The sequence below is a fragment of the Caulobacter sp. SRI_008 genome (genome assembly GCF_057586355.1).
The window spans coordinates 41,685-63,153 of record NZ_JBYCZS010000017.1; the positions used below are offsets into that span (position 1 = coordinate 41,685).

General features: G+C 67.9%; 19 protein-coding genes and 1 pseudogene. 12 read left to right on the top strand and 8 right to left on the bottom strand.

Annotation, left to right across the window (positions count from 1 at the left end):
- Positions 1 to 2: 2 nt before the first annotated feature.
- On the bottom strand, positions 3 to 317 hold the full coding sequence (locus AC2YHT_RS15975) for a MarR family transcriptional regulator (protein ID WP_487290770.1): 315 nt from the start codon (positions 315 to 317) through the stop codon (positions 3 to 5).
- Positions 318 to 383: 66 nt separating this feature from the next.
- On the opposite strand from AC2YHT_RS15975, the gene AC2YHT_RS15980 reads away from it, so the two are divergent.
- Positions 384 to 743, top strand: coding sequence for a VOC family protein (locus AC2YHT_RS15980; RefSeq protein WP_101717104.1), 360 nt, complete (start codon positions 384 to 386; stop codon positions 741 to 743).
- A gap of 229 nt (positions 744 to 972) precedes the next feature.
- Here AC2YHT_RS15980 and AC2YHT_RS15985 read toward each other — a convergent pair whose 3' ends face one another.
- A complete protein-coding gene (locus tag AC2YHT_RS15985) occupies positions 973 to 1,776 on the bottom strand; it encodes a hypothetical protein (protein ID WP_487290771.1) in 804 nt (267 codons plus the stop codon).
- Between the two features lie 222 nt (positions 1,777 to 1,998).
- Here AC2YHT_RS15985 and AC2YHT_RS15990 point away from each other — a divergent pair, with 222 nt between their 5' ends.
- Complete coding sequence (locus tag AC2YHT_RS15990) at positions 1,999 to 2,346, top strand: helix-turn-helix transcriptional regulator (protein ID WP_487290772.1); 348 nt, start codon at positions 1,999 to 2,001, stop codon at positions 2,344 to 2,346.
- A gap of 29 nt (positions 2,347 to 2,375) precedes the next feature.
- A complete protein-coding gene (locus tag AC2YHT_RS15995) occupies positions 2,376 to 2,876 on the top strand; it encodes a hypothetical protein (RefSeq protein ID WP_487290773.1) in 501 nt (166 codons plus the stop codon).
- Here AC2YHT_RS15995 and AC2YHT_RS16000 read toward each other — a convergent pair.
- Both AC2YHT_RS16000 and AC2YHT_RS16005 read right to left on the bottom strand, forming a co-directional pair.
- The gene (locus AC2YHT_RS16000) at positions 2,873 to 5,560 is read right to left on the bottom strand and encodes a type IV secretion system DNA-binding domain-containing protein (RefSeq protein ID WP_487290774.1); all 2,688 of its coding nucleotides are present in this window, start codon (positions 5,558 to 5,560) and stop codon (positions 2,873 to 2,875) included. The genes AC2YHT_RS15995 and AC2YHT_RS16000 overlap by 4 nt on opposite strands.
- A 67-nt stretch (positions 5,561 to 5,627) precedes the next feature.
- A complete protein-coding gene (locus tag AC2YHT_RS16005; protein ID WP_487290775.1) occupies positions 5,628 to 6,032 on the bottom strand; it encodes a hypothetical protein in 405 nt (134 codons plus the stop codon).
- Positions 6,033 to 6,259: 227 nt separating this feature from the next.
- Between AC2YHT_RS16005 and AC2YHT_RS16010 the strand changes: the two are divergent.
- A pseudogene (locus AC2YHT_RS16010) lies at positions 6,260 to 7,078 on the top strand (recombinase family protein); the annotation flags it as partial.
- A 565-nt stretch (positions 7,079 to 7,643) separates the two neighbouring features.
- Here AC2YHT_RS16010 and AC2YHT_RS16015 read toward each other — a convergent pair.
- Positions 7,644 to 8,720: a glycosyltransferase gene (locus AC2YHT_RS16015; protein WP_487290776.1), complete on the bottom strand. Its 1,077-nt coding sequence runs from the start codon at positions 8,718 to 8,720 to the stop codon at positions 7,644 to 7,646.
- A gap of 168 nt (positions 8,721 to 8,888) precedes the next feature.
- Here AC2YHT_RS16015 and AC2YHT_RS16020 point away from each other — a divergent pair, with 168 nt between their 5' ends.
- The 5 genes from AC2YHT_RS16020 to AC2YHT_RS16040 all read left to right on the top strand — a co-directional run bounded on the left by AC2YHT_RS16020 (position 8,889) and on the right by AC2YHT_RS16040 (position 14,591).
- Positions 8,889 to 9,524, top strand: a complete 636-nt coding sequence (locus AC2YHT_RS16020; protein ID WP_487290777.1) for a TetR/AcrR family transcriptional regulator — start codon at positions 8,889 to 8,891, stop codon at positions 9,522 to 9,524.
- A gap of 603 nt (positions 9,525 to 10,127) precedes the next feature.
- Complete coding sequence (locus tag AC2YHT_RS16025; protein WP_487290778.1) at positions 10,128 to 11,516, top strand: alginate export family protein; 1,389 nt, start codon at positions 10,128 to 10,130, stop codon at positions 11,514 to 11,516.
- Positions 11,517 to 11,531: 15 nt separating this feature from the next.
- Positions 11,532 to 12,833, top strand: a complete 1,302-nt coding sequence (locus AC2YHT_RS16030) for a CmpA/NrtA family ABC transporter substrate-binding protein (protein ID WP_487290779.1) — start codon at positions 11,532 to 11,534, stop codon at positions 12,831 to 12,833.
- A gap of 25 nt (positions 12,834 to 12,858) precedes the next feature.
- Positions 12,859 to 13,791 (top strand): nitrate ABC transporter permease, encoded by a 933-nt coding sequence (gene ntrB, locus AC2YHT_RS16035; RefSeq protein ID WP_487290780.1) that lies wholly within the window; start codon positions 12,859 to 12,861, stop codon positions 13,789 to 13,791.
- Positions 13,792 to 13,805: 14 nt separating this feature from the next.
- Positions 13,806 to 14,591, top strand: a complete 786-nt coding sequence (locus tag AC2YHT_RS16040; protein ID WP_487290781.1) for an ABC transporter ATP-binding protein — start codon at positions 13,806 to 13,808, stop codon at positions 14,589 to 14,591.
- A 12-nt stretch (positions 14,592 to 14,603) separates the two neighbouring features.
- On the opposite strand, the gene AC2YHT_RS16045 is transcribed toward AC2YHT_RS16040, so the two are convergent.
- From AC2YHT_RS16045 to AC2YHT_RS16055, 3 genes are all read right to left on the bottom strand, one after another.
- Positions 14,604 to 15,245, bottom strand: a complete 642-nt coding sequence (locus tag AC2YHT_RS16045) for a GntR family transcriptional regulator (RefSeq protein WP_110119035.1) — start codon at positions 15,243 to 15,245, stop codon at positions 14,604 to 14,606.
- Positions 15,246 to 15,341: 96 nt separating this feature from the next.
- Entirely contained in the window at positions 15,342 to 16,340 is a 999-nt protein-coding gene (locus AC2YHT_RS16050) for a 4-hydroxyproline epimerase (RefSeq protein WP_487290782.1), read from the bottom strand.
- 144 nt (positions 16,341 to 16,484) lie between these two features.
- Positions 16,485 to 17,402 carry a dihydrodipicolinate synthase family protein gene (locus AC2YHT_RS16055; RefSeq protein ID WP_487290783.1) on the bottom strand — a complete coding sequence of 306 codons (918 nt, stop codon included), beginning with the start codon at positions 17,400 to 17,402 and terminating at the stop codon, positions 16,485 to 16,487.
- A 66-nt stretch (positions 17,403 to 17,468) separates the two neighbouring features.
- Between AC2YHT_RS16055 and AC2YHT_RS16060 the strand changes: the two genes are divergently transcribed.
- From AC2YHT_RS16060 to AC2YHT_RS16070, 3 genes are all read left to right on the top strand, one after another.
- The gene (locus AC2YHT_RS16060; protein ID WP_487290784.1) at positions 17,469 to 18,734 is read left to right on the top strand and encodes an NAD(P)/FAD-dependent oxidoreductase; all 1,266 of its coding nucleotides are present in this window, start codon (positions 17,469 to 17,471) and stop codon (positions 18,732 to 18,734) included.
- Complete coding sequence (locus AC2YHT_RS16065) at positions 18,731 to 19,939, top strand: M24 family metallopeptidase (protein ID WP_487290785.1); 1,209 nt, start codon at positions 18,731 to 18,733, stop codon at positions 19,937 to 19,939. The genes AC2YHT_RS16060 and AC2YHT_RS16065 overlap by 4 nt, the downstream gene beginning before the upstream one ends.
- Before the next feature lie 86 nt (positions 19,940 to 20,025).
- Positions 20,026 to 21,468, top strand: coding sequence for an amino acid permease (locus AC2YHT_RS16070; RefSeq protein ID WP_487290786.1), 1,443 nt, complete (start codon positions 20,026 to 20,028; stop codon positions 21,466 to 21,468).
- Position 21,469: the final 1 nt, after the last annotated feature.

Sequence of the window (21,469 nt, forward strand, 5' to 3'; positions counted from 1 at the left end):
CCCTACGGACCTGGCGCGGGTTCGGCCCCACGCCGCCATGGGGTCAGAACCTCGTAGCGGGTCACGTCGGTGGCGCCGGACCGGGTGGGGCGTATCAGGTCTCGTTCGGCAAGATGGATCACCGCGGCTTGAACGCTGCGCTTCGACAAGCCGGTCCGCTCCGCCAACTGTGCGTGACTGAGGCGAGGGCGGGTATCGCCCAGGGCCGCCAAGGCTAGATAGACCAGAAACGCCGAGGCCCGGTGATCGTGACCCACCAGGTCGCGCATGAGAGTGTCGAGGACATAGGCGTCCACTGTGTACTGCTTGTTGCTCATCGGACTAGCCGATACCACGCGGGTCTCTGGTCGCAAGTTGACGGCCTGTGGCGCGGAAAGTGTCTGGTGATCAAGAAGCTCAACTATGTTGGAATTCCAACCAGAGATCAGGAGCGGGCCCTAGCCTTTTGGACAGGCGTCATGGGGTTTATCATCACGACGGATCGCCCGATCGGCGACAGGCGCTGGATTGAACTCTCCATCCCAGGCGCCCAAACCGGCATCTTGCTCTTCACGCCGGAAGGTCACGAAGACAGAGTTGGCACCTTTTTCAACGGCTCCTTTGGCTGCGACAGCGTGCAGTACGAATACGAACGACTGCTGGAAAAGGGCGTGACCTTTTTGGCGCCGCCAGAGTTAAAGCCTTTCCCTCATGTCTATTTCCAGGATCCGGACGGGAATACGTTCTTTCTATCGAGCCGATGACGGATTGCCGCTCAATCTACCGGGTGGTTCGTGTCACCGGCAGACAAGCTCGCTGAGCGTCGCCTTCCTGGAGAGATCGTCGAGTCCGCAATTGGCGCAGCATTGCCTTTCAGGTCAGGCAGTCTGAAGTCTGGGAAGCGGTTATTCGGATGTAGCTGTGTCCGTCCACGCCATTCAGCCCACCTGCTGCACATCGCGTGGCTGCAACCCAAGATCTAGGGCCCTTCGCCTACGTCTCGCTTTGCGAGAGAGCCCGCATCTCAAAGAGTGGAAGCGACACTGGACCATTCGCCCAGTTTATGAGGAACCGCACTTTCCGCCCGAAGTGTCTCACGCCTGATTTTGGATTTGTGTCGTATTCGACCACGTACTCCACATCGATGGTCTTCATGTTTTGAGTGAGCGTCAGCGGCTGCACCTTTTTGAGCACCAACTGGCCGGAGTCCGACGCTGCAAGAATGCCTTCCTGGGATGCTGGCGATTGCAGTACCGGTACACCATCAACGGTCGCCGAGAGGCTGACAAGGCGCCAGTCGATCATGTCGCCGCCCACGTTCTGCACGTTCACCTGAAAGCCGTCGAGCGTGAAGCCCGATGGGCTCGCTGTGGCGAGTACTTCCAAGTCTCGGTTTGCGAGGGACCGCATGAGGCCACGCGTCGGTTGATCGCGGGCCGCTGGAGGTCCGGGACGATCGAAACGCTCCGAGGGGCTGCTAGGCGAGATTGTTGAAACGGTTTCCGATGCGCCCTTTGCCGAGAGCGCCGACTGGAGTTGGGTGGCGATGGTCTGGGCTTTCTCTTTGGCCGCACGCTCGTCGCGCCACGTAGCGTACCCGGCCCACAGGATCGCCGCGATTAGGATGGCGACCTCCGCCCTTCGTCTTCGGGCGGCGGTGAACCCATAGCGATCAGCGGCGTCGGTCCAACTCGGCCAGATGCGATTTGAGAGGTCCGCTGCCGCCAGAAGGCAGCCTGTCACAACGGCGACCCATCGCCATCCGATGGCTGCCACGTACTGAAGGAGGCTTTCCATGGTTGCATCATCGCCCCGCTAACGCGCAGCGGCAACGCTTGGGCGTCGATCGCGTCTTCGCCTTATCAAAAATCCAGCTTCTCTTGATCTGTGATTTGGCAGAATGAGCCGAGAGCCGGTGCTAGTGACACTAGCGTTTTAGCGCCTCCAGCATGCCGACGGAACGCGGGACGATAGCCAGGCCAATCGTGCGATCGGCGCTATCCATAACTCGCTCCTTTCATGCCAAAACGGTCCAACCGCCAGTATTTGAAGACGCATCGCAAGCTCTGGGCGCTCACGCAGGAGGAGCTCGGCAAGCTCATGGGGCTCACGCGCCAGGCCATCTCGCACTACGAGCAGCAGTTGATGCTCCCCAGCTTCGAGATCGCGCTGCGCCTTGAGATCATCTTCGGCAAGACGCCGGGCCACCTCTTCCCAGCCCTTTATGAGCGCGTAGAGGAGGCCGTCATGGGGGAGGCGGCTATGCTCCGCGAGGGTCTGGAGGAGCAGTCGGACGACAAGTCTCGGCAGAAGGTCGCGCTTCTCGACGCCATGATGCAGCGGGCGACACATACCCCCGCGCTATGAGCCCGGCCCGTCACCGCTGGCCGCTCACCATGGCCTTCCATCCAACGTCGCGTGGGTTTGGCTGGGTAGCGTTCGAAGGCCCCTTCGCGCCCTACGACTGGGGTCTCGTCTCCGCTAAAGGCGACAAGAACGCGGTCTGCCTGCGCGCCATCGAGAAACTGCTCGCGCGCCTCCAGCCTGAGACGCTGGTGCTCGAAGCGTCGAGTCGAAGAGCATCGGTACGCAGCGCCCGGATCGACCGCCTATCAAAGGCCGTAATGGCGCTGGCGGCGGATCGCGGCGTCGATGTCGCGGTCTATACGCGCGCGGATATCCAGAGCTGCTTCGAGACGGTGGGGGCGCGGACCCGGCAGGAGATCGCCGAGGCCGTCGCGCGCCACATCGACGCGTTCCGGCATCAACTCCCACGTAGGAGGCGGCCATGGGATGCGGAAGATCGGAGGATGGCGTTGTTCTCGGCCGCAGCGCTCGTCTTCACGCACTTCCGGTTTGGATCGGATCGCCTGCTCGATCACCTGGGGGATCCCTAGCTCTGCCGGTCTAGTGACCGCGCAATCACGCCCGCCAGCCGCTCCCGCCGCACCTTCGCCTCCTCGGGCGACACCGTCGTCCGCGACACCTTCACCCGGTATCCCTTCACGACGCTCTCCGTGGGCTCGGGCGGCGGCGCGAGGCCGGCGATGTAGTCGGGCAGGTCTTCGGGGACGAGGAAGAAGACCCGCTCGCGCTCCTCGGCGGATAGGCCTTCGGTTACGGCGGCGCGAAACGCGGCTTGAGTGCGTGATGACTTCGCGAGCACCAGCGCTACGCGCTCGAAGCCGGCGGCGAGGCATTTGCGGACGTTCTCCCGCTCCCATGCCGCCGGCGTCGTGACGGAGACCTCGAAGGCGGCGCGGACGCCGTCCCGCGCGAGCAGCACGTCCGCCTGGCCGCCGTCAGACAATTGGGCCTCTACGGTTGCCCGGAACCCCTGCTGCTCGCCGAGCTCCTTCACCAGGTTCTGGAGGTAGCGGTGCTTCTGGCCGCCCTTGCCGGGCTCCTGGTTAGCCGCGGGCTTCGGGGCTGGGCGGGTAGGCCGGGCGGCGGGCTCTTCCGTTCGGTGCGGTATCGGAAGCTCGGCCGGCTCTTCCGCCAGGGGCGGCGTGTCCGGCGGGACGGTCGGCTCGGGCATGTCCGCTGCCGGCGGCTCTTCAGGTGCCGGAGCCGGGGCGTGCGGCACCGGGCGCGGCGGCTTGGCCGGCGCGTCCTCTATGGGTGCCTGGACCGGCGAGAGCACCGGGACGTCCGCGAGCGTCCCGCAGTACCGCGCCCGGTTGCGGTCTATGAGCGCGTCGAACCGCTCGTCGGTGAGGGTGGGCTGGCGTTCGAGGAAGCCGAGCGGGACGGTGAGGCGGATGGCCTGGGGCGTCTGGTGCTTGAGCCAGGCGGCGAACTCCGTGCGGTCCTTCCGCCGCTTCATGCCGTCGATGTATTCGGCGGAGGTGTGGAGCTCGTCGGCGAGCGCGCGGGCGTCCTTGGCCGAGACGCCGCCCACGCACTTGAAGCTCGTGTTGCTGTTGAACGCGGCCCGCAGGCGAGGGGACAGCTGGTCGAGGGCCTGGTGCGCGCCGTGCATCGCCACCTTCATCTTGCGGGCCTGGGTGAGCAGGGTCTCGATGCGGTCGTCGAAATACTCCTGCGCCTCGTCCACGTAGACGTAGGTGGGCGTGCGGTCCCATTCCAAGACCGTGGAGCGTTCAAGGGTGGCCTGGGCGAGCATGGCGATGAAGAAGCGGCCGAAGAGGGCGCTGCCTTCCTCCTTGAGCAGGTCCTTGGCCGTCGAGACGAGGATGATCTTCCCGCCCTGGAGCGCCTCGAACAGATCGAGCTTGTTCTGCCGCTGCGCGAACATCCGCTCGAAGGCGGGCGTCGACAGCACGCCCCATAGCCGCCGGAGGATCTGCTTCTTCGTGGCGGCGAAGGAGGGATGGAAGAACTCGGTCTCGAAGAAGTAGCGCGCCGAGCCGTCCAGCTTCTCCATGTGCGGCTTGAACGGCTTCCCGTCCTCCATGAGCCGCATGAGGGTGTGGATCGTGGCTCCGTCCATCGAGACCATGAGCCGGGCGAGGTAGCGAAACACGACGCCCTGCTTCTGGGTGAGCTCCGCGCCAAGGAGCGCGCCGAAGAACACCTCGTAGAGCTCCACGACGCCGTTCAGCACTCGCTCGCGATCCACCGGCCGATAGTCGGCAAGCCGGTCGAGGTGCGCGTCGAAGAGGTTCAGCGCCGCCGGGAACTCGACGTCGGCCGGGTCGATGAGCACGAGGCGGTCCGCGAGGCTGCCGGGCGTGTCCGGGTCGAACAGGTCGAGCCGGATCAGCTTGTTGATGAGGTCGCCTTGGCTGTCGATCACCACGACCGATCGCCCGTCCTCCTGGGCGGCCACGAGGTCCGCATGGATGAGCCGCTGGAGGAGCTGGGTCTTGCCGTGTCCCGTGCCGCCGACAATGTGCGTGTGCTCGAACCGGGAGGTCTCCGGCACCGTGAAAGGCACGGGGAATTCGAGGATGGCCCGCAACGGCGTATGCCTGAGGTACAGGTCCGCGAGCTCGGCGGCGGTCTTGCCCTTGAGTTCCGGCGCGTGCTTGAGGCGATGCTGGACAAGAGTTAGGTCCGCGTCCGGCTGGAATCCCGACGCCACCATGATGTTCGAGACGATCTGCTCGCGGAGCGGCACGAACAGCTCCCGGCGGATGGTGTCGTCGCTGTAGGCGAAGGTGCAGAGCCGTTCGATCACCTCTTCCGGCCGCTCTAGGAGCTCGATGAGCGGCACCTCGAGGCCGCCCTTCCGGTCCTCCTGGTCCTCGAAGCAGATCTCGGGGAGCGCCGCGAACACGGCGTCGAAGAGCTCGAACAGGCGCTCGCGCACGGCGGCCAGGTTGGCATCATAGTCGGCGGCCCAGCGGCGGCGGCGGTTGAGATACTTCCGGAAATAGACGGCTTCGGCGACGTCGTTGTCGAGCACCGCCCAGACCGGCGACACCTCGCCGACCTGCTCCTGGCGCAGGATGGCCTCGGAGGTCTCGCAGAGCGCTACGACGAGCGAGATCGCCGGCACGCGATCGACCCGGCGCAGGTAGTCCGTCATCGCGTCCATGACGAGGAACGAGACGTCCCGCTCCGCGAGCGGCGACCGCTGCCATAGGCCGTCCACGTCAGCCCAGGCGTCGCGCATCTGGGCCTGTTCGATGTGTCTGGTGCCGCCGGAGAGCCAGTTCCGGAGATTGCTCCAGCCCACGGGGCTAGACCTCAATGACCTCCTCGCCGCCGAAGTGCGACGCGGCGTCGAGGACGGTCTTGAATGTCAGAGCAGCGTCCTTGAGCTGCTGTTCGACGGCGAGCATCTCGACGATGTCCTTGCACTCGATGCGCTTGCCACCGGTGAGGTCCTTCACGTCGACCGTGATGTTCATGGCGCGGGCCGCTATGCGCGCAGCAAAACCTACGGCCCCGAAGATCCCAAGGTAGGCCCCTGGCCCCGACGCCCCCGGAACCTCGAATTTCTCGTAGAGCCGGGTATCAGCCAGCTTGTACTTCTTGATAGCGGCATGTTCGTCGTCGGAGATCTCGGCGCGCACGTCGATGCTGAAGATGGGCTTGCCGCCGAGGAGGCCGGACCGTTGGTCGCGGCGGAGAAGGAGTTTCATGATCGCCCCCCGATCTGTGAGGCGAGTATGACTCTATTTCAACTAAAAGGCGAATTCATTGATGCCGCGCGAGTGACGTGGCCTTTATGATGCTTGCGGCGGAGGCGCGCGCAGGGTCCCCGTGACGATGCCCCTCAGTGGCAGCGATTACGCTGCAAAACCAGCGCCCTAGGGATTCAACCGGCAATAGATTTGTGCTAGTTTTGTTCCTCACGTGGGAGGCGAGCATGCCGGCTACCGATGTGGCGAAACAGATCGCCATCTGGATACGGGTCTCAACCGAAGACCAGGTGCGCGGCGAGAGTCCCGAGCATCATGAGAAGCGCGCCCGCGCCTATGCCGAAGCCAAGGGCTGGCGCGTCGCCGAGGTATATCGCCTTGACGCCGTGAGCGGAAAAGCCGTTATGGCGCACCCGGAAGCCCAAAGGATGCTCGCCGACGTCCGGGCAGGCCGCATCTCCGGCCTCGTCTTCTCCAAGCTCGCGCGCCTGGCGCGCAACACCCGCGAGCTTCTCGAATTCGCCGAGATCTTCCGGGCAGAGAATGCGGACCTCGTCTCGCTCGAAGAGGCCATCGACACCTCAAGTCCCGCCGGCCGTCTCTTCTTCACGATGATCGCGGCTATGGCCCAATGGGAGCGGGAGGAGATCGCGAGCCGCGTGGCGGCGTCGGTGCCGGTTCGCGCCAAGATGGGTAAGCCGCTCGGCGGCCGAGGCCCCTTCGGCTACCAGTGGAAGGACGGCGCGCTCGTAGTGGACCCGGCCGAGGCTCCCGTGCGCGTGCTGGTGCACGAGCTCTTTGCTGAGCATCAGCGCATGAAGACCGTGGCGCGCATCCTGAACGATCGCGGCTACCGCACCGGCACTGGCGCGGAATTCTCGAACACCACCATCAACCGCCTGCTGCACGACACCACGGCCAAGGGCACCTATCGCGGCAACTACTCGCGCTGGGACGACGCCACCAAGACGCGGGTCGAGAAGTCGGACGAGCACTGGGTGCACACGCCCGTGGAGCCTATCGTCTCCGAGGAGCTCTGGGACCGGTGCGTCGAGATCGCCGCCAGCCAGCGCGCAGGCCGCACGCGCCCCGCCAAGATCACCCAGCACCTCTTCACGGGCTTCCTGCACTGCGCCTGCGGCGCGCGCATGTACGTGTGGGCGCGCTATCCGAAGTACCTCTGCCGCACCTGCGGCAACCGGGTCCCCGCGAACGACATCGAGGCCGTGTACCGCGAGCAGCTTCATGGCCTCCTGCTCTCCGAGCATGAGCTGCGCCGGCACCTCGACGTGGGGCATGAGCGCCTGCGCGAGAAGGAGGCCTTGGTGTCCCTCGCGCGCGCGGAAGCGTCCCGCCTCGCGGGCGAGGATGACCGCCTTTACCGGCTCTATCAGGACGACCAGATCACGGCCGAGGACTACGGCCGCCGCTACCGCCCGCTCGCCGACCGCCGCGCCCAGCTTGAGGACGAGATCCCTGCGCTCACGGCGCAGTGCGACGTCCTGCGCATCACGCTCGATTCCGAGCTTGAGGCCTTCAGCGGAGCTCGTGACCTCTATGGCCAGTGGAACGAGCTTGCGACGAGCGAGAAGCGCTCGCTCGTCGAAGCCATCACCGACAAGATCGTTGTAGGCAAAGAGGAAATCGAGATCCTGCTGATCTCTCTGCCCATCGCAGAAAAGCGATTGGAAAGGAAACCCAACTCGCTCGCTGCGGCCGCCAGGCCTTCCAGCTGGTCGGGGCGGTCTCCAGCGTCGGCGGGGCGATGACGTCGAGGCCATAGCCGGCGGCGGCGAGGCGGAAGCCGACATCGGCGTCTTCGGTGACGTTGAAGGCGTCCCAGCCACCGACGGCGTGCAGGGCCTCGACGCGGAAGTGGTTGCTGGTGCCGCCCAGCGGAAAGGCCAGTCGCCAGCGCGCCAGGGCCGGCAGTAGCACCTCGAAATGGGCGGCGTATTCCTGCTGGAACTGGCGGGGGAGGAAGCCGGAGATGGCCGGGATCTCGATGCGCAGCGGCGCTTGCAGGCAGGCGAGGTCGGGCGGGCCGGCGGCGAAGCGGGCGGCGGCTTCGCGCAGCTGGCCAGGATCGGGCGCGTCTTCGGCGTCGTAGATCACCAGCAGCTCGCCGCGGGCGCGGCCCAGGGCGTGGTTGCAGGCGCGAGGCTTGGTCTTGGGCGCGCCGGGCGGAACGACCAGCACCTGGATGAAGGCCGGCAGGTCCAGGGCGTGGAAGGCGGCGATGGTCTCGACGTCGTCGGCCTCCAGCATGATCAGGGCCTGGAGTCGGTCGCGCGGATAGTCCAGTCGGTCGAGGCCGGCCGCCAGTTCGGCGGCGACCGAGGCTTCCTTGTAGAGCGGGGCGATCACCGTATAGGTGGGCAGCTCGGCGTCGGGCAGGGGCGGGACTGGGATCCGCCTTGGCGGCGTGCAGGCCGCCACGAGCCGCAGCGAAGCCAGCAGGGCGAAGAGCGCCAGGCCCGTCCAGCCGAGCGCGGCCAGCGTGATCCTCGGCGCCAGCGCCGCGCTCGCGGCCAGGACGATGGCGATCAGGACCAGCGCGACGCCCTGGCCGGTGCTCAGTCGGCGATGCGCCCCGTCGGCGAGCGGCAGGGGTGCGACGAGCGGCGGATCGGCCAGGACATGATGGTCCTGCTCCTCGACGTGCAGCCGCCGGTCTTCGCGCGCCATGTCGTTTCCCCACAACCAGGCCTGATCGGTGGGAGTGACTCGATTAACTCAACCATAAAGTGTCAAATGGAAAAATACGCGTTCTACGCAAAAGCTGCGGCGCGCTTGTCGGCCCTGGGTGATTCCCGTTTACTGTCAGATCGGGGAAGAGGGAGGAAGTACCGTATCGTGACCGTTGCGTTGAAGAAGCCGACCAGGTCCGCCCGCAAGCCGAAGGGCGACGGGCACATGCGCCGGGGCGAGATCCTGGCCGCCGCCGAGAAGATCTTCATCGCCGAGGGCTACGCCGGGGCGACGATCCGCAAGATCGCCGACGCCGTGGGCGTGTCCTCGACCGCGCTCTACATGCACTTCCGCGACAAGGACCAGATCCTGCTGGAGATCGGCCGTGAGGCCATCGAGCAGTTGCTGGCCATCAACGTCGCCCTGTCGCACGAGCCGGTCGACGCCGTGGAGAAGGTGCGGCGCATGCTCGACGCCTACATGCGCTTCGCCCTGGACAATCCCAACACCTACCAGCTGGTGTTCTGCGGCTCGAGCGAGGCGATCTCGGTGGAGAAGCAGCAGGCCGTGTCCGACCTCGGCGACGCCTGTTTCGACGAGTTCAGCGGTCCGATCCGCGAGATCGCCGCCGCCGGCCGGCTGAAGACCGGCACCGCCGAAAGCGCCGCCCAGGTGCTGTGGGCGGCCTGCCACGGCATCGTCTCGCTGGTCATCACCAAGCCGAGCCGCAACTGGGCTCCGCACGAAGAGCTGATGCAGGTCACGCTCGACGGGGTGCTGCACGGGCTGATCACGGAGTAGGGCGCCCCCGCTCCAATTTTTCGTCATCCCGGCCGTAGCGCGCAGCGCGAAGAGCCGGGACCCAGGGGCCGCCGCCCGGCGTCGGCGACAGCCATCAGCGAGAGCCTGACCGCCGCGCCCAGTCCCCTGGGTCCCGGGTCTACGGCCCGCTGCGCGGCCCTCCGCCCGGGATGACGCGCGGGGGGATCGGGCGAATTAGGTCTGAAGCGCGCCAGCGTCGGCCCGACTCCACGCTTCCCGCCCGGTAACCGGATGCCTTCAAAGCCTTGCGTCGCCAGGGATTGGCGAAGGCGAGTCCCCGCCGGTCATCGTCCGTGAGGGGAGGGTGGCGCCTGGTTTCCGGGCGCCGCCCAAGCTTTGGGCGCCGTGCTGCTGCGCAGAAACAGGCGCCGCACCCGCGAAATGGTCGATAACGCCGGTTTTCAGATTGTCGGCGTCCCGACGTGGTGCGTCCCTGATGGCGACACGCGGGGCAACGACGTCCTGCGAGGGTCCTTGAAGGACCTACGCCGACGACGGGGTCGGCGACTGTTTTGGACAACGACGTCCGGAGGGGGCTCACGCCCTCGCCGGGCGTTTTTTTTTGGCCTGAGGGGAAGAGGCATGAACACGAAGAGGGCCGGGCTCACGCTCGGCGCTGGGCTCGCGGCGCTGCTGTGGGCGACGGGAACCTACGCCCAAACGGCGGCGACGCCGGAGCAACCGGCGGCCACGGAGGCGGCGCCGGAAACGGTTGCGGAGCCCGCGCCGGAGCCGGCCGAGCCGCCGCCTCCGCCCGCGCCGCCGCCGACGTTCAGCGACCAGGTTGCGGCCGGCAAGGTGATCCTGGAGGTCCGCGCCCGCTACGAGAGCGTCGACCAGGCCAACCTGGCCGACAAGGCCTCGGCCTTCACCGTCCGCACGCGTCTTGGCTGGGAGACCGCCGAGTTCCACGGCCTCAAGGGCCTGATCGAGTTCGAGGACGTTCGCCAGATCGGCGAGGAGCACTACGCAGTCAACGTGCCGGGCGCGACGACCGCCCCGCTGAACGGCGCCGACAAGGCCCGCTATCCGATCGTCAACGATCCCGACGTCACCGAGCTGAACCGGGCCCAGGTGACCTGGACGCCCAGCGCGGCCTTGCAGGTCACCGCCGGCCGCCAGCGCATCCTGATCGACGACCAGCGCTTCGTCGGCGCCGTCGCCTGGCGTCAGGACGAGCAGACCTTCGACGGCGTGCGCGCCGACTTCGCGCTTGGCCGGGTGAAGGGGACCTACGCCTACATCAACCACGTCAACCGGGTGCTGGGCGAACTGAAGGACTGGGACAGCGACAGCCACCTGCTGAACGTCACCTGGTCACCGGCCGAGGCGCTGCGCCTGCAAGGCTTCGTCTACGCGCTGGACTTCGGCAATTCGGCGATCAACTCGTCGATCACCAAGGGCGCCAAGGCCTCGGGCAAGACCTGGGTCGGGCTCTACCAGCTGGCCTACAACGCCACCTTCGCCCGCCAGAGCGACTATCACGGCAACACCGCCGCCTATGACCTCGACTATGTCGGCGGCGACGTGGCCGGCACGTTCGACATCTACACCCTCAAGCTCTCCTACGAGTCGCTGGAGGGCAACGGCACGCGGGGCTTCACGACGCCGCTGGCCACCGCCCACGCCTTCAACGGCTGGTCGGACGCCTTCGTCACGGGAGGCGGCAACAAGGGCTTCGCCGACGGGCTGGAGGACCTGAACCTCAGCCTCAACGTCAAGCCGCGCTTCAAGCGGACCTGGTTCTTCAACAGCGACGTCGTGGTCCGCTACCACGACTTCAACGACCAGCGCACCGGCGCCGACCTCGGCAGCGAATGGAACGTGCAGGTCACCGCGGCGATCACGCCCAAGCTCTCGGTGCAGCTGAAGTACGCCGACTTCCAGCGCGAAACGACCGTGCCGGCCGGGACCCTGGCCCCGCCGGCCTCGCGGACCAAGGCCTGGTTCACCCTCGAATACAAGCTCTGAGACGGAACGCCGATCATGACCAAGACCGACAAGATCCTTTCGCAGGGCGCTTCCATGGGGGTTTCCCGGCGCACCGCCCTGATCGGGGCCGCCGCCACCATGGCCGCCGTCAAGGCCGCCTTCCCGGCCGGGGCCCACGCCGCCGGCGCGGGTCCGGAAACCGCCAAGGCGCGCCTGGGCTTCATCGCCCTGACCGACAGCTCGCCGTTGATCATCGCCAAGGAGCGCGGCTTCTTCGCCAAGCACGGCCTGCCCGACATTGAGGTGGTCAAGCAGGCCTCGTGGGCCGCCACCCGCGACAACCTGGTGCTGGGCTCGGGCGGCGGCGGCATCGACGGGGCGCACATCCTGTCGCCCATGCCGCTGCAGTTCAGCCTGGGCGTCCAGACCGGCGGCAAGCCGCTGCCGATGTACGTGCTGGCCAGGCTCAACACCAACGGCCAGGCGATCTCGGTCGGCAACGACCTGAAGGCCGTGAAGGTCGGGCTGCAGGCGGGCGGAGCCAAGGCCAAGTTCGCCCAGCTGAAGGCGGCCGGCAACATCGCCAAGATCGCCATGACCTTCCGGGGCGGCACCCACGACCTGTGGGTCCGCTACTGGCTGGCGGCGGCCGGCATCAATCCGGACATCGACGTCTCGACCATCGTCATCCCGCCGCCGCAGATGGTGGCCAACCTCAAGGCCGGCACCCAGGACGCCTTCTGCGTGGGCGAGCCGTGGAACGGCCAGACGGTCAACCAGAAGATCGGCTACACCGCCACGACCACCAGCGAGATCTGGATGAACCATCCGGAGAAGGCGCTGGGGATGCGGGCCGACTGGGTGGACAAGTATCCGCGCGCCGCCCAGGCCCTGACCGCCGCCGTGCTGGAAGCCCAGATGTGGTGCGACAAGCAGGCCAACAAGGCGGCCATGTGCTCGATCGTCTCGGGCCGGCAGTACATCAACGTGCCGATGGGCGACATCCTGCCCCGCCAGCAGGGCGTCATCGACTACGGCGACGGCCGCAAGGTGACCGGCTCGCCGCACGTCATGAAGTTCTGGGCCGACAACGCCAGCTTCCCGTTCAAGTCGCACGACCTGTGGTTCGTGACCGAGAACATCCGCTGGGGCGTGATCCCGCAGAACACCAACAAGCAGGCCCTGGTCAACAAGGTCAACCGCTCGGACATCTGGCGCGCGGCGGCCAAGAGCATCGGCCAGACCGGCCCCGCCGGCGACAGCCGCGGCCCCGAGAAGTTCTTCGACGGCAAGGTGTTCGATCCGGCCAATCCGGGCGCGTACCTCGCCAGCCAGCCCATCAAGAAGCTCGCCTGAGAAAGGCCCGAGGGGAGGAAAGCTCATGACCTATCCCAAGCCTGACTTCGCCGAGGCCGCGCCTGTCGCGGCCCCGGTGACGGCCCAAGGAGCGTCCCCGCCGCCGGCAACGGCGTCGGCGGCGAAGGCCGGGTCGGCCGCCCCAAGAGTCCCAGGGGCGGCCGACTTGGCGCGGCGGGCGGGAGCGGTCGCGGCCGCCGTCCTGCCGCCGGCCCTGACCGTGCTGGTCATACTGGCCGTGTGGCAGGGCGTGTGCGGCGACTCCTATGACGGCCTGCCGTCGCCCTCGCGCATCTGGCTGGAGTCGAAGGAGCTGATCGTCGATCCGTTCTACGACCGGGGCGGGGTGGACAAGGGTCTGTTCTGGCACGTGCTGACCAGTCTCAAGCGGGTGGCCTTCGGCTTCTCGATCTCGGCGGTGGTCGGTGTCGGCCTGGGCGTGCTGATCGGCGCCAACCGCTGGGCGCACCGGGGTCTCGACCCGATCTTCCAGGTGCTGCGGACGGTGCCGCCCCTGGCCTGGCTGCCGATCTCGCTGGCGGCCTTCCACGAGGCCAATCCGTCGGCCCTGTTCGTGATCTTCGTCACCTCGATCTGGCCGATCATCATCAACACCGCCGTGGGCGTGAGAAACATCCCCGAGGACTATCGCAACGTCGCCCGGGTGCTGCGGCTGTCGCCGATCGAATACTTCTTCAAGATCCTGCTGCCGGCGACCACCCCCTACATCTTCACGGGGCTGCGCATCGGGGTGGGCATGAGCTGGCTGGCCATCGTCGCCTCGGAAATGCTGCTGGGCGGCGTCGGCGTCGGCTTCTTCATCTGGGACCAGTACAACGCCTCGCGCATCTCCGACATCGTCGTGGCCCTGGCGTGGGTGGGCCTGACGGGCTTCGCCCTGGACCGCATCGTCGCCCTCGCGGGCCGCATCGTCTCTCGCGGCAACGCGGCGAGCTGAGAAGGGGAAAGATCATGGGCAAGGCCTATCTCTCCATCGAGAACCTCTGCGTCACCTTCGGGCATGGCGCGGGCGCTTCCGAAGTGCTGCGCGGCGTCGAGCTGCAGGTCGACAAGGGCGAGTTCGTCTCGATCATCGGCCATTCGGGCTGCGGCAAGTCCACCCTGCTGAACGTGGTGGCGGGTCTCGTGCCGGCCACGACCGGGGCGGTGATCCTCGACCGCGAGGCCGTCAGCGCGCCGGGGCCGGAGCGGGCGGTGGTGTTCCAGAACCACTCGCTGCTGCCGTGGCTGTCGGTGCGCGAGAACGTGCAGCTGGCGGTCGACAAGGTGTTCGGCGGCAAGAAGTCGGCGGCCGAGCGCCGCGACTGGACGCTGCACAATCTCGAACTGGTCAAGATGACCCACGCCAAGGACAAGCGGCCCGCGGAGATCTCGGGCGGCATGAAGCAGCGGGTCGGCATCGCCCGGGCGCTGGCCATGCAGCCCAAGGTGCTGCTGCTGGACGAGCCGTTCGGGGCGCTGGACGCCCTGACCCGCGCCCACCTGCAGGACAGCGTCATGGAGATCCAGGCGACCTTGAACAACACTGTGCTGATGGTCACCCACGACGTCGACGAGGCGGTGCTGCTGTCGGATCGGATCGTGATGATGACCAACGGCCCGCGCGCGACGATCGGCGAGGTGCGCCCGGTGGATCTGGCCCGGCCGCGCGACCGCCTGGCCGTGGCGGAGGATGCTTCGTACGTCCACGCCCGGGCGGCGGTGATCGAGTTCCTCTACACGCGGCGGGCGGCGTAGAGGGAGGGGAGCTTAAGCCGCCAGCTGCTGGCGCAGGTCGTCGAGCGTGCCTTGGATGTGCTCGGCGACCACGGCCTCGACGGTGGCGGCGTCGCCGGCCTTCCAGGCTTCGAGGATCTGGCGGTGCTCGCGGCTGGCGCGTTCGTCGCGGCCGAAGGGCTCCAGGTGGATGCGCACGTAGCGCTCCGACAGGATCTGCAGGCGCTCGACCAGCTGGCTGGTGATGTGGCCGCCCGGGCGGACCAGCGACATGTGGAAGGCGTGGTTGAAGGCCACGTGGTCGCCGTCGGGCTTGCCCAGCTCGGTTTCCAGGGCGGCCAGCGCGGCTTCGGCGCGGACGTGGTCCTCGGGGCCGGCCTTGCGGGAGGCTTCGGCGGTGGCGCCCGGCTCCAGCTTCAGGCGCAGGGCGAAGACCTCGCTGGCCTCCTCGGTGGAGGCCGGCCGCACCACGTAGCCGCGGTTGGGGTAGGAGTTGAGCAGGCCGTCCTGCTCCAGGCGGCTGAGCGCCTCGCGCAGCGGGATCTTGGAGACGCCGAGCTCGCCGGCGATGGTGTCCTGCCGCACGGCCGCGCCCGGCGGCATGGCGCCGGTGAGAATACGTCGACGTACGATCTCGTACGTCTGGTCGGACAGGGTGCGGACGACGATGCTCATGAGCTGCGAACTATAACCCCTGGGTCGGCGCCCCCCGCGCCGAGAGGGCCTCCCTATACCAGATTATCAGGTGGCTCGGATTAAACCTGGGTCATTTCAAATGACCTGGAATCCTGCCCAGAACGGGTCGGCGCGATCGATCCAGATGGTGTTGAACCCCGTGGCGATCGCCGAGCCCTGAACCGAGGGAATGATCGCCTGGCGGTCGCCCAGGGTGGTCTCGGCCTCCACCCGGCCGATGAAGCGGCTCTTGATGTAGCTTTCGTGCACGAAGGCGTCGCCGACCTTCAGTCGGCCCTTGGCGTGCAGATGGGCCAGACGGGCCGAGGTGCCGGTGCCGCAGGGGCTGCGGTCGATGGCGCGGTCGCCGTAGAACACCGCGTTGCGGCCATCGGCGCCGTCGCTGGCGGGGGCGTCGGCCCAAAGCACGTGGCTGACGCCGCGGATGGTGGGATCGAGCGGATGCACCGGCTCGAGCTTCTCGCGCACCAGGGTGCGGATGATCGGGCTCAGGCGCAGGATCTCGGCCGCGCCCAGCGCGTCGACGCCCCTGTAGGCGCCTTGCGGTTCGACGATGGCGTAGAAGTTGCCGCCGTAGGAGACGTCGATGGTCAGCGGACCAAAGCCGGGAACGTCGATCTCGACGCCGGTCTCGGCCAGGTAGCTGGCGACGTTGCGGATCTTCACCGACGTGACCTTGTCGCCTTCGGTCTCATAGGCGATGTCGATGACGCCGGCCGGAACCTCCAGACGCAGCTTGCCCGGCTCGCGCGGGGTGACCAGGCCGTTCTCCAGCGCGAAGGTGACCATGCCGATCGTGCCGTGGCCGCACATGGGCAGGCAGCCGCTGGTCTCGATGAACAGGATGCCCGCGTCGCAGTCGGGCAGGGTGGGCGGATAGAGGAAGCCGCCCGACATCATGTCGTGGCCGCGCGGCTCGAACATCAGGCCGGTGCGGATCCAGTCGAAGCGGGCGAGGAAGTCCTGGCGGCGCTCGCTCATGCTGGCGCCGCTCAGCAGCGGCGCGCCCCCGGCGACCAGACGCACGGGATTGCCGGCGGTGTGGCCGTCGATGCAGAAGAACGTGTGACGCATGGACTTGATCTCTAGAAGCTGACCCGCCGGAGGGGAGCGAAAACCTCGTCCTTCGACAAGCTCAGGATGAGGTTTTCTACTGCTCGGTCTGAAAAATGGTCCTCACCCTGAGCTCGTCGAGGGCGAGGACCACGCAACGTTACGTCAGGCCGCTTCGGCCTTGGAAAGCACCGGCCGGGTGGCGGCGGCTTCCTCGACCATGGCGACGACCTGGGCGCGGCGGGCGCCGGCCAGGGGCAGGCGGGGCATGCGCACGCGCTCGGAACCGCGACCCATGATCTCCTCGGCCAGCTTGATCGACTGGACGAGGTCGTGCTCGGCGTCGAGGTGCAGCAGCGGCATGAACCAGCGGTAGATGCTGCGGGCGGTGTCCAGGTCGCCGGCGTCGACGGCCGCGACCAGGGCCACCGATTCCTGCGGGAAGGCGCTGGTCAGGCCCGAGACCCAACCCTTGGCGCCCAGCAGCAGGCCTTCCAGCGCGACGTCGTCGAGGCCGGCCATCAGGATGAAGCGGTCGCCGAAGGCGCGGGCCAGGTCGGTGAAGCGGCGGGTGTCGGGCGCGCTTTCCTTGACCGCCACGACGGTCGGCTCGTCGGCCAGACGTTCCAGGACGCCCAGGCTGATGGCCGCGCGATAGGCCGGCGGGTTGTTGTAGAGCATGATCGGCAGGCCAGAGGCCCGGGCGACCGTGCGGAAGTGGGCTTCCAGCTCGGCTTCGGTCGGCACGTAGACCATGGCCGGCAGCGCCATCAGGGCGTTGGCGCCGATGGTCTCGGCGTCCTTGGCGAAGGCCGCGGCGCGGGGCGTGGTCAGCTCCGAGCAGCCGACGATGATCGGCACGCGGCCGGCGACGACCTCGACGGCGGCCTTGAGCAGGCTGCGCTTTTCGTCGGCTTCCAGCGAGTTGTTTTCGCCGCAGGTGCCCAGCACGACAAGGCCGTGCACGCCGTCGCGGACGAGGTTATCCAGCACCTGTTGGCTGGCGTCGTAATCGATCGAGAGATCGGACTTGAATTGAGTGGTAGCGGCGGGAAACACGCCCGACCAACGCATGGAACTCATAGTGCTTGCGCCTCCTGCTGATTTGTCTACCGTATACGATATTGAGTGCGAGGGTAAAGCCCGACGATGAAGGCGGCAGGAACGGCGGTTATCGGAGGCGGGATCGTGGGCACGATCTGCGCGCTGGCTCTGCGGCGCGCGGGCGAGGATGTGCTGCTGATCGATCCGCGGCGTGATCCGCCTCCGGCTTCTTATGGCAACGCCGGCCACATCGCGGTGGAACAGGTCGAGCCGCTGGCCTCGCCGGCGGCCCTGGCCTCGGCTCCCCGGCGGCTGTTCGCCCTTGGCGGGGCCTTGGATTTCCGACTCGTCGACGCCGCCGCCTGGATGCCTTGGGCGGCGCGCTATATCCGCGCGAGCACGCCGGACGGCGCGGCGCGCGGCCGGGCCGCGCTGAGCGGCCTGCTGACCGACGCCCTGCCGGCCTGGAAGCGGCTGGCGGCCTCGGTCGAGCGGCCCGATCTCGTCATCGAGCAGGGCCACGTCGTGGTCTGGGAAAGCCAGGAGACCGCCCGCAAGGGTATGGCCGCCTGGAGCGCGGCCGACATCGGCCAGACAAAACTGGCTCCCCTCGACGAACCGACCCTGCGGCGCGTGGGCCGGCAGGTCTCCACGCCGCTGGCGGGCGGGGCGCGATTCGAGGGCTCGGCCCAGGTCAGCGATCCCGGCCAGGTTCTGAAGCTGCTCGGCGAAGCCTTCGAGGCGGCGGGCGGACGGCGGCTGACGGCCGGCGTCTCGCGCCTGGCGCCCAGCGGCCGGTTCGCGCAGATCGTGCTGGAGGGGGGCGAGCGCATCGCCGCCGGCCAGATCCTGGTGACCGGCGGCGTCGGTTCGGGGGCGCTGATGCGCAGCCTTGGCCATGTCGCCCCGATCATCGCCGAGCGCGGCTATCACCTGGAAGGCGGGGCGGGCGACTGGGTCGGCCTGCCGCCGGTGGTGTTCGAGGACCGCTCGCTGATCCTGACCCGTTTCGGCGACCGCCTGCGGGCCGCCAGCTTCGTCGAGTTCTGCCGCGAGGGCTCGCCGCCCGATCCGATGAAGTGGGACCGTCTGCGCGGCCACCTGGACGCGCTGGGGATCAAGCTGCACGGCGAGGTCGCCCAGTGGTCTGGCGCGCGGCCGACCCTGCCGGACTATCTGCCGGCCATCGGCGCCAGCACGCGAGCCGACAATCTCTATTATGCCTTCGGGCATCAGCATCTGGGCCTGACCCTGGCGGCGACCACCGGCGAGATCGTGGCTAGCCTGATTGCCGGCCAGGCGCCGGATCTCTCCGCTTTCGACATAGATCGCTTCGCCTCCGGGCGCGGCAAGACGAGGACTACCGCATGACCCTGGGCGTGGGCGTTTCGACCATGGCCGCCGAACTGGCCGACCTTTCGCCGCGCGCCGGCCGCCCGCCGGCGATCACGGCGGCCGAGTACGAGGCCCGGCTGGAGAAGGCGAGGGGGCTGACCCGCGCGCTGGGCGCCGACGCCCTGCTGATCGGGGCGGGGGCGTCTTTGCGCTATTTCACCGGCGTGCCGTGGGGCGCGACCGAGCGGCTGGTGGCCCTGCTGCTGCCGGTCAGCGGCGCGCCGCTGATGATCTGCCCGGGCTTCGAGCTGGGTTCGCTGCAGGCCGATCTGAAGATCGAGGTCGAGATCCGCCTGTGGCAGGAGCACGAAAGCCCCGCCGCCCTGGTCGCCCGCTGCCTGGCCGAGGTCGGCGTCGACACCCTGGCGCTCGATCCGGCCGCGCCATTCCTGCTCTATTCGTCGCTGAAGACGGTCGCGCCGTCGCTGTCGGTCAAGGACGCCACGGCGGTGGTCGACGGCTGCCGGGGCGTGAAGTCGCCGGCCGAACTGGCCCTGATGCGCTACGCCAAGGCCATCACCCTCGATGTCCACCGCCGCGCGGGCGCGGTGCTGGCGCCGGGCGTCAAGGCCAGTGAGGTCAAGCGCTTCATCGACGAGGCCCATCGCGCGGCCGGCACGACCGGCTCGACCTTCTGCGCCGTGCAGTTTGGCGAGGCCACGGCCTATCCGCACGGCCTGCCCGGCGACCAGGAACTGGCGCAGGGCGATCTGGTGCTGATCGACACCGGCTGCCAGGTCGAGGGCTATCAGGCCGACATCACCCGCACCTATGTGTTTGGCGAGCCGGACGCGGAGCACCGGCGGATCTGGGAGATCGAGCACGAGGCCCAGGCCGCGGCCTTCGACGCGGTGAAGCCCGGCCTGCCGTGCGAGGTGATCGACACCGTCGCCCGCCAGGTGCTGGAGCGCCATGGCCTGGGTCCCGATTACGCCCTGCCGGGCCTGCCGCACCGCACCGGCCACGGCATCGGCCTGTCGATCCACGAGGGGCCCTATCTGGTGCGCGGCGATTCCACGCCGCTGGCGCCGGGCATGTGCTTCTCCAACGAGCCGATGATCGTCGTTCCGGGCCGCTTCGGCGTGCGCCTGGAAGATCATTTTCACGTCACAGAGGACGGCGCGGCCTGGTTCACGCCGCCTTCGCCGTCAATCGACGACCCGTTCGGCCTGAAGGCCTGATCGGGAGACGCTTCGAGTTCTGATTTGGCCAATGTCTCCGCGGCGCCGGGAGGAGTGCGGCGCGGAGTTCCTGTAAGGGGGATCGAATGAGCTTCTGGACGCGCCGCAAGGCGCTCGACGCGATCGTGGCGGTGGACGCGGGCCATAGGCTCAAGCCCACGCTCAGCTGGCCGCACCTTCTGGCGCTGGGCATCGGCGCCATCATCGGCACGGGGATTTATACCCTGACCGGCATCGGGGCCGAGCGCGCCGGGCCGGCGGTGATCCTGGCCTTCGCCGCCTGCGGCGTGCTCTGCGTGTTCGCCGCCCTGGCCTATGCCGAGGTCGCCACCCTGATCCCGGCGGCGGGCAGCGCCTACACCTATGCCTATTCGGTGCTGGGCGAGGGCCTGGCCTGGATCGTCGGCTGGAGCCTGGTGCTCGAATACGCCGTCACCTGCGCGGCCGTGGCCGTCGGCTGGTCGGGCTACATGGTCGGCCTGCTGAAGAGCGTCGGCATCATGCTGCCGCCCGAACTGCTGGCCGGACCGCACGCGGGCGGGATCATCAACCTGCCGGCGGTGCTGATCACCGTGGCGGTGACAGCCCTGCTGGCCAAGGGCGCGCGCGAGAGCGCCACGGTCAACATCGTGCTGGTGATCATCAAGATCATCGCCCTGGCGGTGTTCGTGGTCCTGACCATCGGCGCGATCAAGGCCGCCAACTTCCACCCCTTCATGCCCTACGGCTTCGTCTCCCACACCGAGGGCGGCCATCCGCGCGGGGTGATGGCGGCCGCCGCCATCGTGTTCTTCGCCTTCTTCGGTTTCGACGCGGTCTCGACCTCGGCCGAGGAGGTCAAGAACCCCAAGCGCGACCTGACCATCGGCATCATCGGCTCGATGCTGATCTGCACGGTGATCTACATGATCGTGGCCGCTTGTGCCGTGGGGGCCTGGCCCTATGCCGAGTTCGCCAAGTCGGGCGAGCCCCTGGCCTTCATCCTGCGCTCGCTGCAGCACCCGGTCGCCGCCGTGGCCATCGCCGTGGCCGCCATCCTGGCCCTGCCCAGCGTCATCCTGGTGATGATGTACGGCCAGACCCGGGTGTTCTTCGTCATGGCCCGCGACGGGCTGCTGCCGAAGGCGCTGGGCAAGCTCAGCGCCAACCACGCGCCGGTGCGCCTGACCCTGATCACCGGCGTGGTCGTGGCCCTGGTCGGCGGTTTCCTGCCGCTGGACCAGATCGCCGAGCTGTCGAACGCCGGCACCCTGCTGGCCTTCATCTGCGTCGCCGTCTGCGTGATGGTTCTGCGCAAGACCCGTCCGGACCTGCCGCGCCTGTTCCGCTGCCCGGCGGTGTGGATCGTCGCGCCGCTGGCGGTGGTCGGCTGCCTCTACTTCATGGTCAGCCTGCCGGTCGGCACCCTGCTGCGCTTCGCCGGCTGGAACGCCATCGGCCTGGTCGTCTACCTGCTCTACAGCCGCCGCACGAGCCTGCTGGCCAAGGGCGTCGAGGCGCCGCCGCTGACGGAAGCCGAGGTTCCCTGAG

What these genes read in the sequence shown, in the direction of transcription:
- AC2YHT_RS15975 (WP_487290770.1), bottom strand. Translation starts at nt 317, where the DNA reads ATGAGCAACAAGCAGTACACAGTGGACGCCTATGTCCTCGACACTCTC.
- AC2YHT_RS15985 (WP_487290771.1), bottom strand. Translation starts at nt 1,776, where the DNA reads ATGGAAAGCCTCCTTCAGTACGTGGCAGCCATCGGATGGCGATGGGTC.
- AC2YHT_RS15990 (WP_487290772.1), top strand. Translation starts at nt 1,999, where the DNA reads ATGCCAAAACGGTCCAACCGCCAGTATTTGAAGACGCATCGCAAGCTC.
- AC2YHT_RS15995 (WP_487290773.1), top strand. Translation starts at nt 2,376, where the DNA reads ATGGCCTTCCATCCAACGTCGCGTGGGTTTGGCTGGGTAGCGTTCGAA.
- AC2YHT_RS16000 (WP_487290774.1), bottom strand. Translation starts at nt 5,560, where the DNA reads ATGCGCGACGCCTGGGCTGACGTGGACGGCCTATGGCAGCGGTCGCCG.
- AC2YHT_RS16005 (WP_487290775.1), bottom strand. Translation starts at nt 6,032, where the DNA reads ATGAAACTCCTTCTCCGCCGCGACCAACGGTCCGGCCTCCTCGGCGGC.
- AC2YHT_RS16015 (WP_487290776.1), bottom strand. Translation starts at nt 8,720, where the DNA reads ATGGCGCGCGAAGACCGGCGGCTGCACGTCGAGGAGCAGGACCATCAT.
- AC2YHT_RS16025 (WP_487290778.1), top strand. Translation starts at nt 10,128, where the DNA reads ATGAACACGAAGAGGGCCGGGCTCACGCTCGGCGCTGGGCTCGCGGCG.
- AC2YHT_RS16030 (WP_487290779.1), top strand. Translation starts at nt 11,532, where the DNA reads ATGACCAAGACCGACAAGATCCTTTCGCAGGGCGCTTCCATGGGGGTT.
- ntrB (WP_487290780.1), top strand. Translation starts at nt 12,859, where the DNA reads ATGACCTATCCCAAGCCTGACTTCGCCGAGGCCGCGCCTGTCGCGGCC.
- AC2YHT_RS16040 (WP_487290781.1), top strand. Translation starts at nt 13,806, where the DNA reads ATGGGCAAGGCCTATCTCTCCATCGAGAACCTCTGCGTCACCTTCGGG.
- AC2YHT_RS16045 (WP_110119035.1), bottom strand. Translation starts at nt 15,245, where the DNA reads ATGAGCATCGTCGTCCGCACCCTGTCCGACCAGACGTACGAGATCGTA.
- AC2YHT_RS16050 (WP_487290782.1), bottom strand. Translation starts at nt 16,340, where the DNA reads ATGCGTCACACGTTCTTCTGCATCGACGGCCACACCGCCGGCAATCCC.
- AC2YHT_RS16055 (WP_487290783.1), bottom strand. Translation starts at nt 17,402, where the DNA reads ATGAGTTCCATGCGTTGGTCGGGCGTGTTTCCCGCCGCTACCACTCAA.
- AC2YHT_RS16060 (WP_487290784.1), top strand. Translation starts at nt 17,469, where the DNA reads ATGAAGGCGGCAGGAACGGCGGTTATCGGAGGCGGGATCGTGGGCACG.
- AC2YHT_RS16065 (WP_487290785.1), top strand. Translation starts at nt 18,731, where the DNA reads ATGACCCTGGGCGTGGGCGTTTCGACCATGGCCGCCGAACTGGCCGAC.
- AC2YHT_RS16070 (WP_487290786.1), top strand. Translation starts at nt 20,026, where the DNA reads ATGAGCTTCTGGACGCGCCGCAAGGCGCTCGACGCGATCGTGGCGGTG.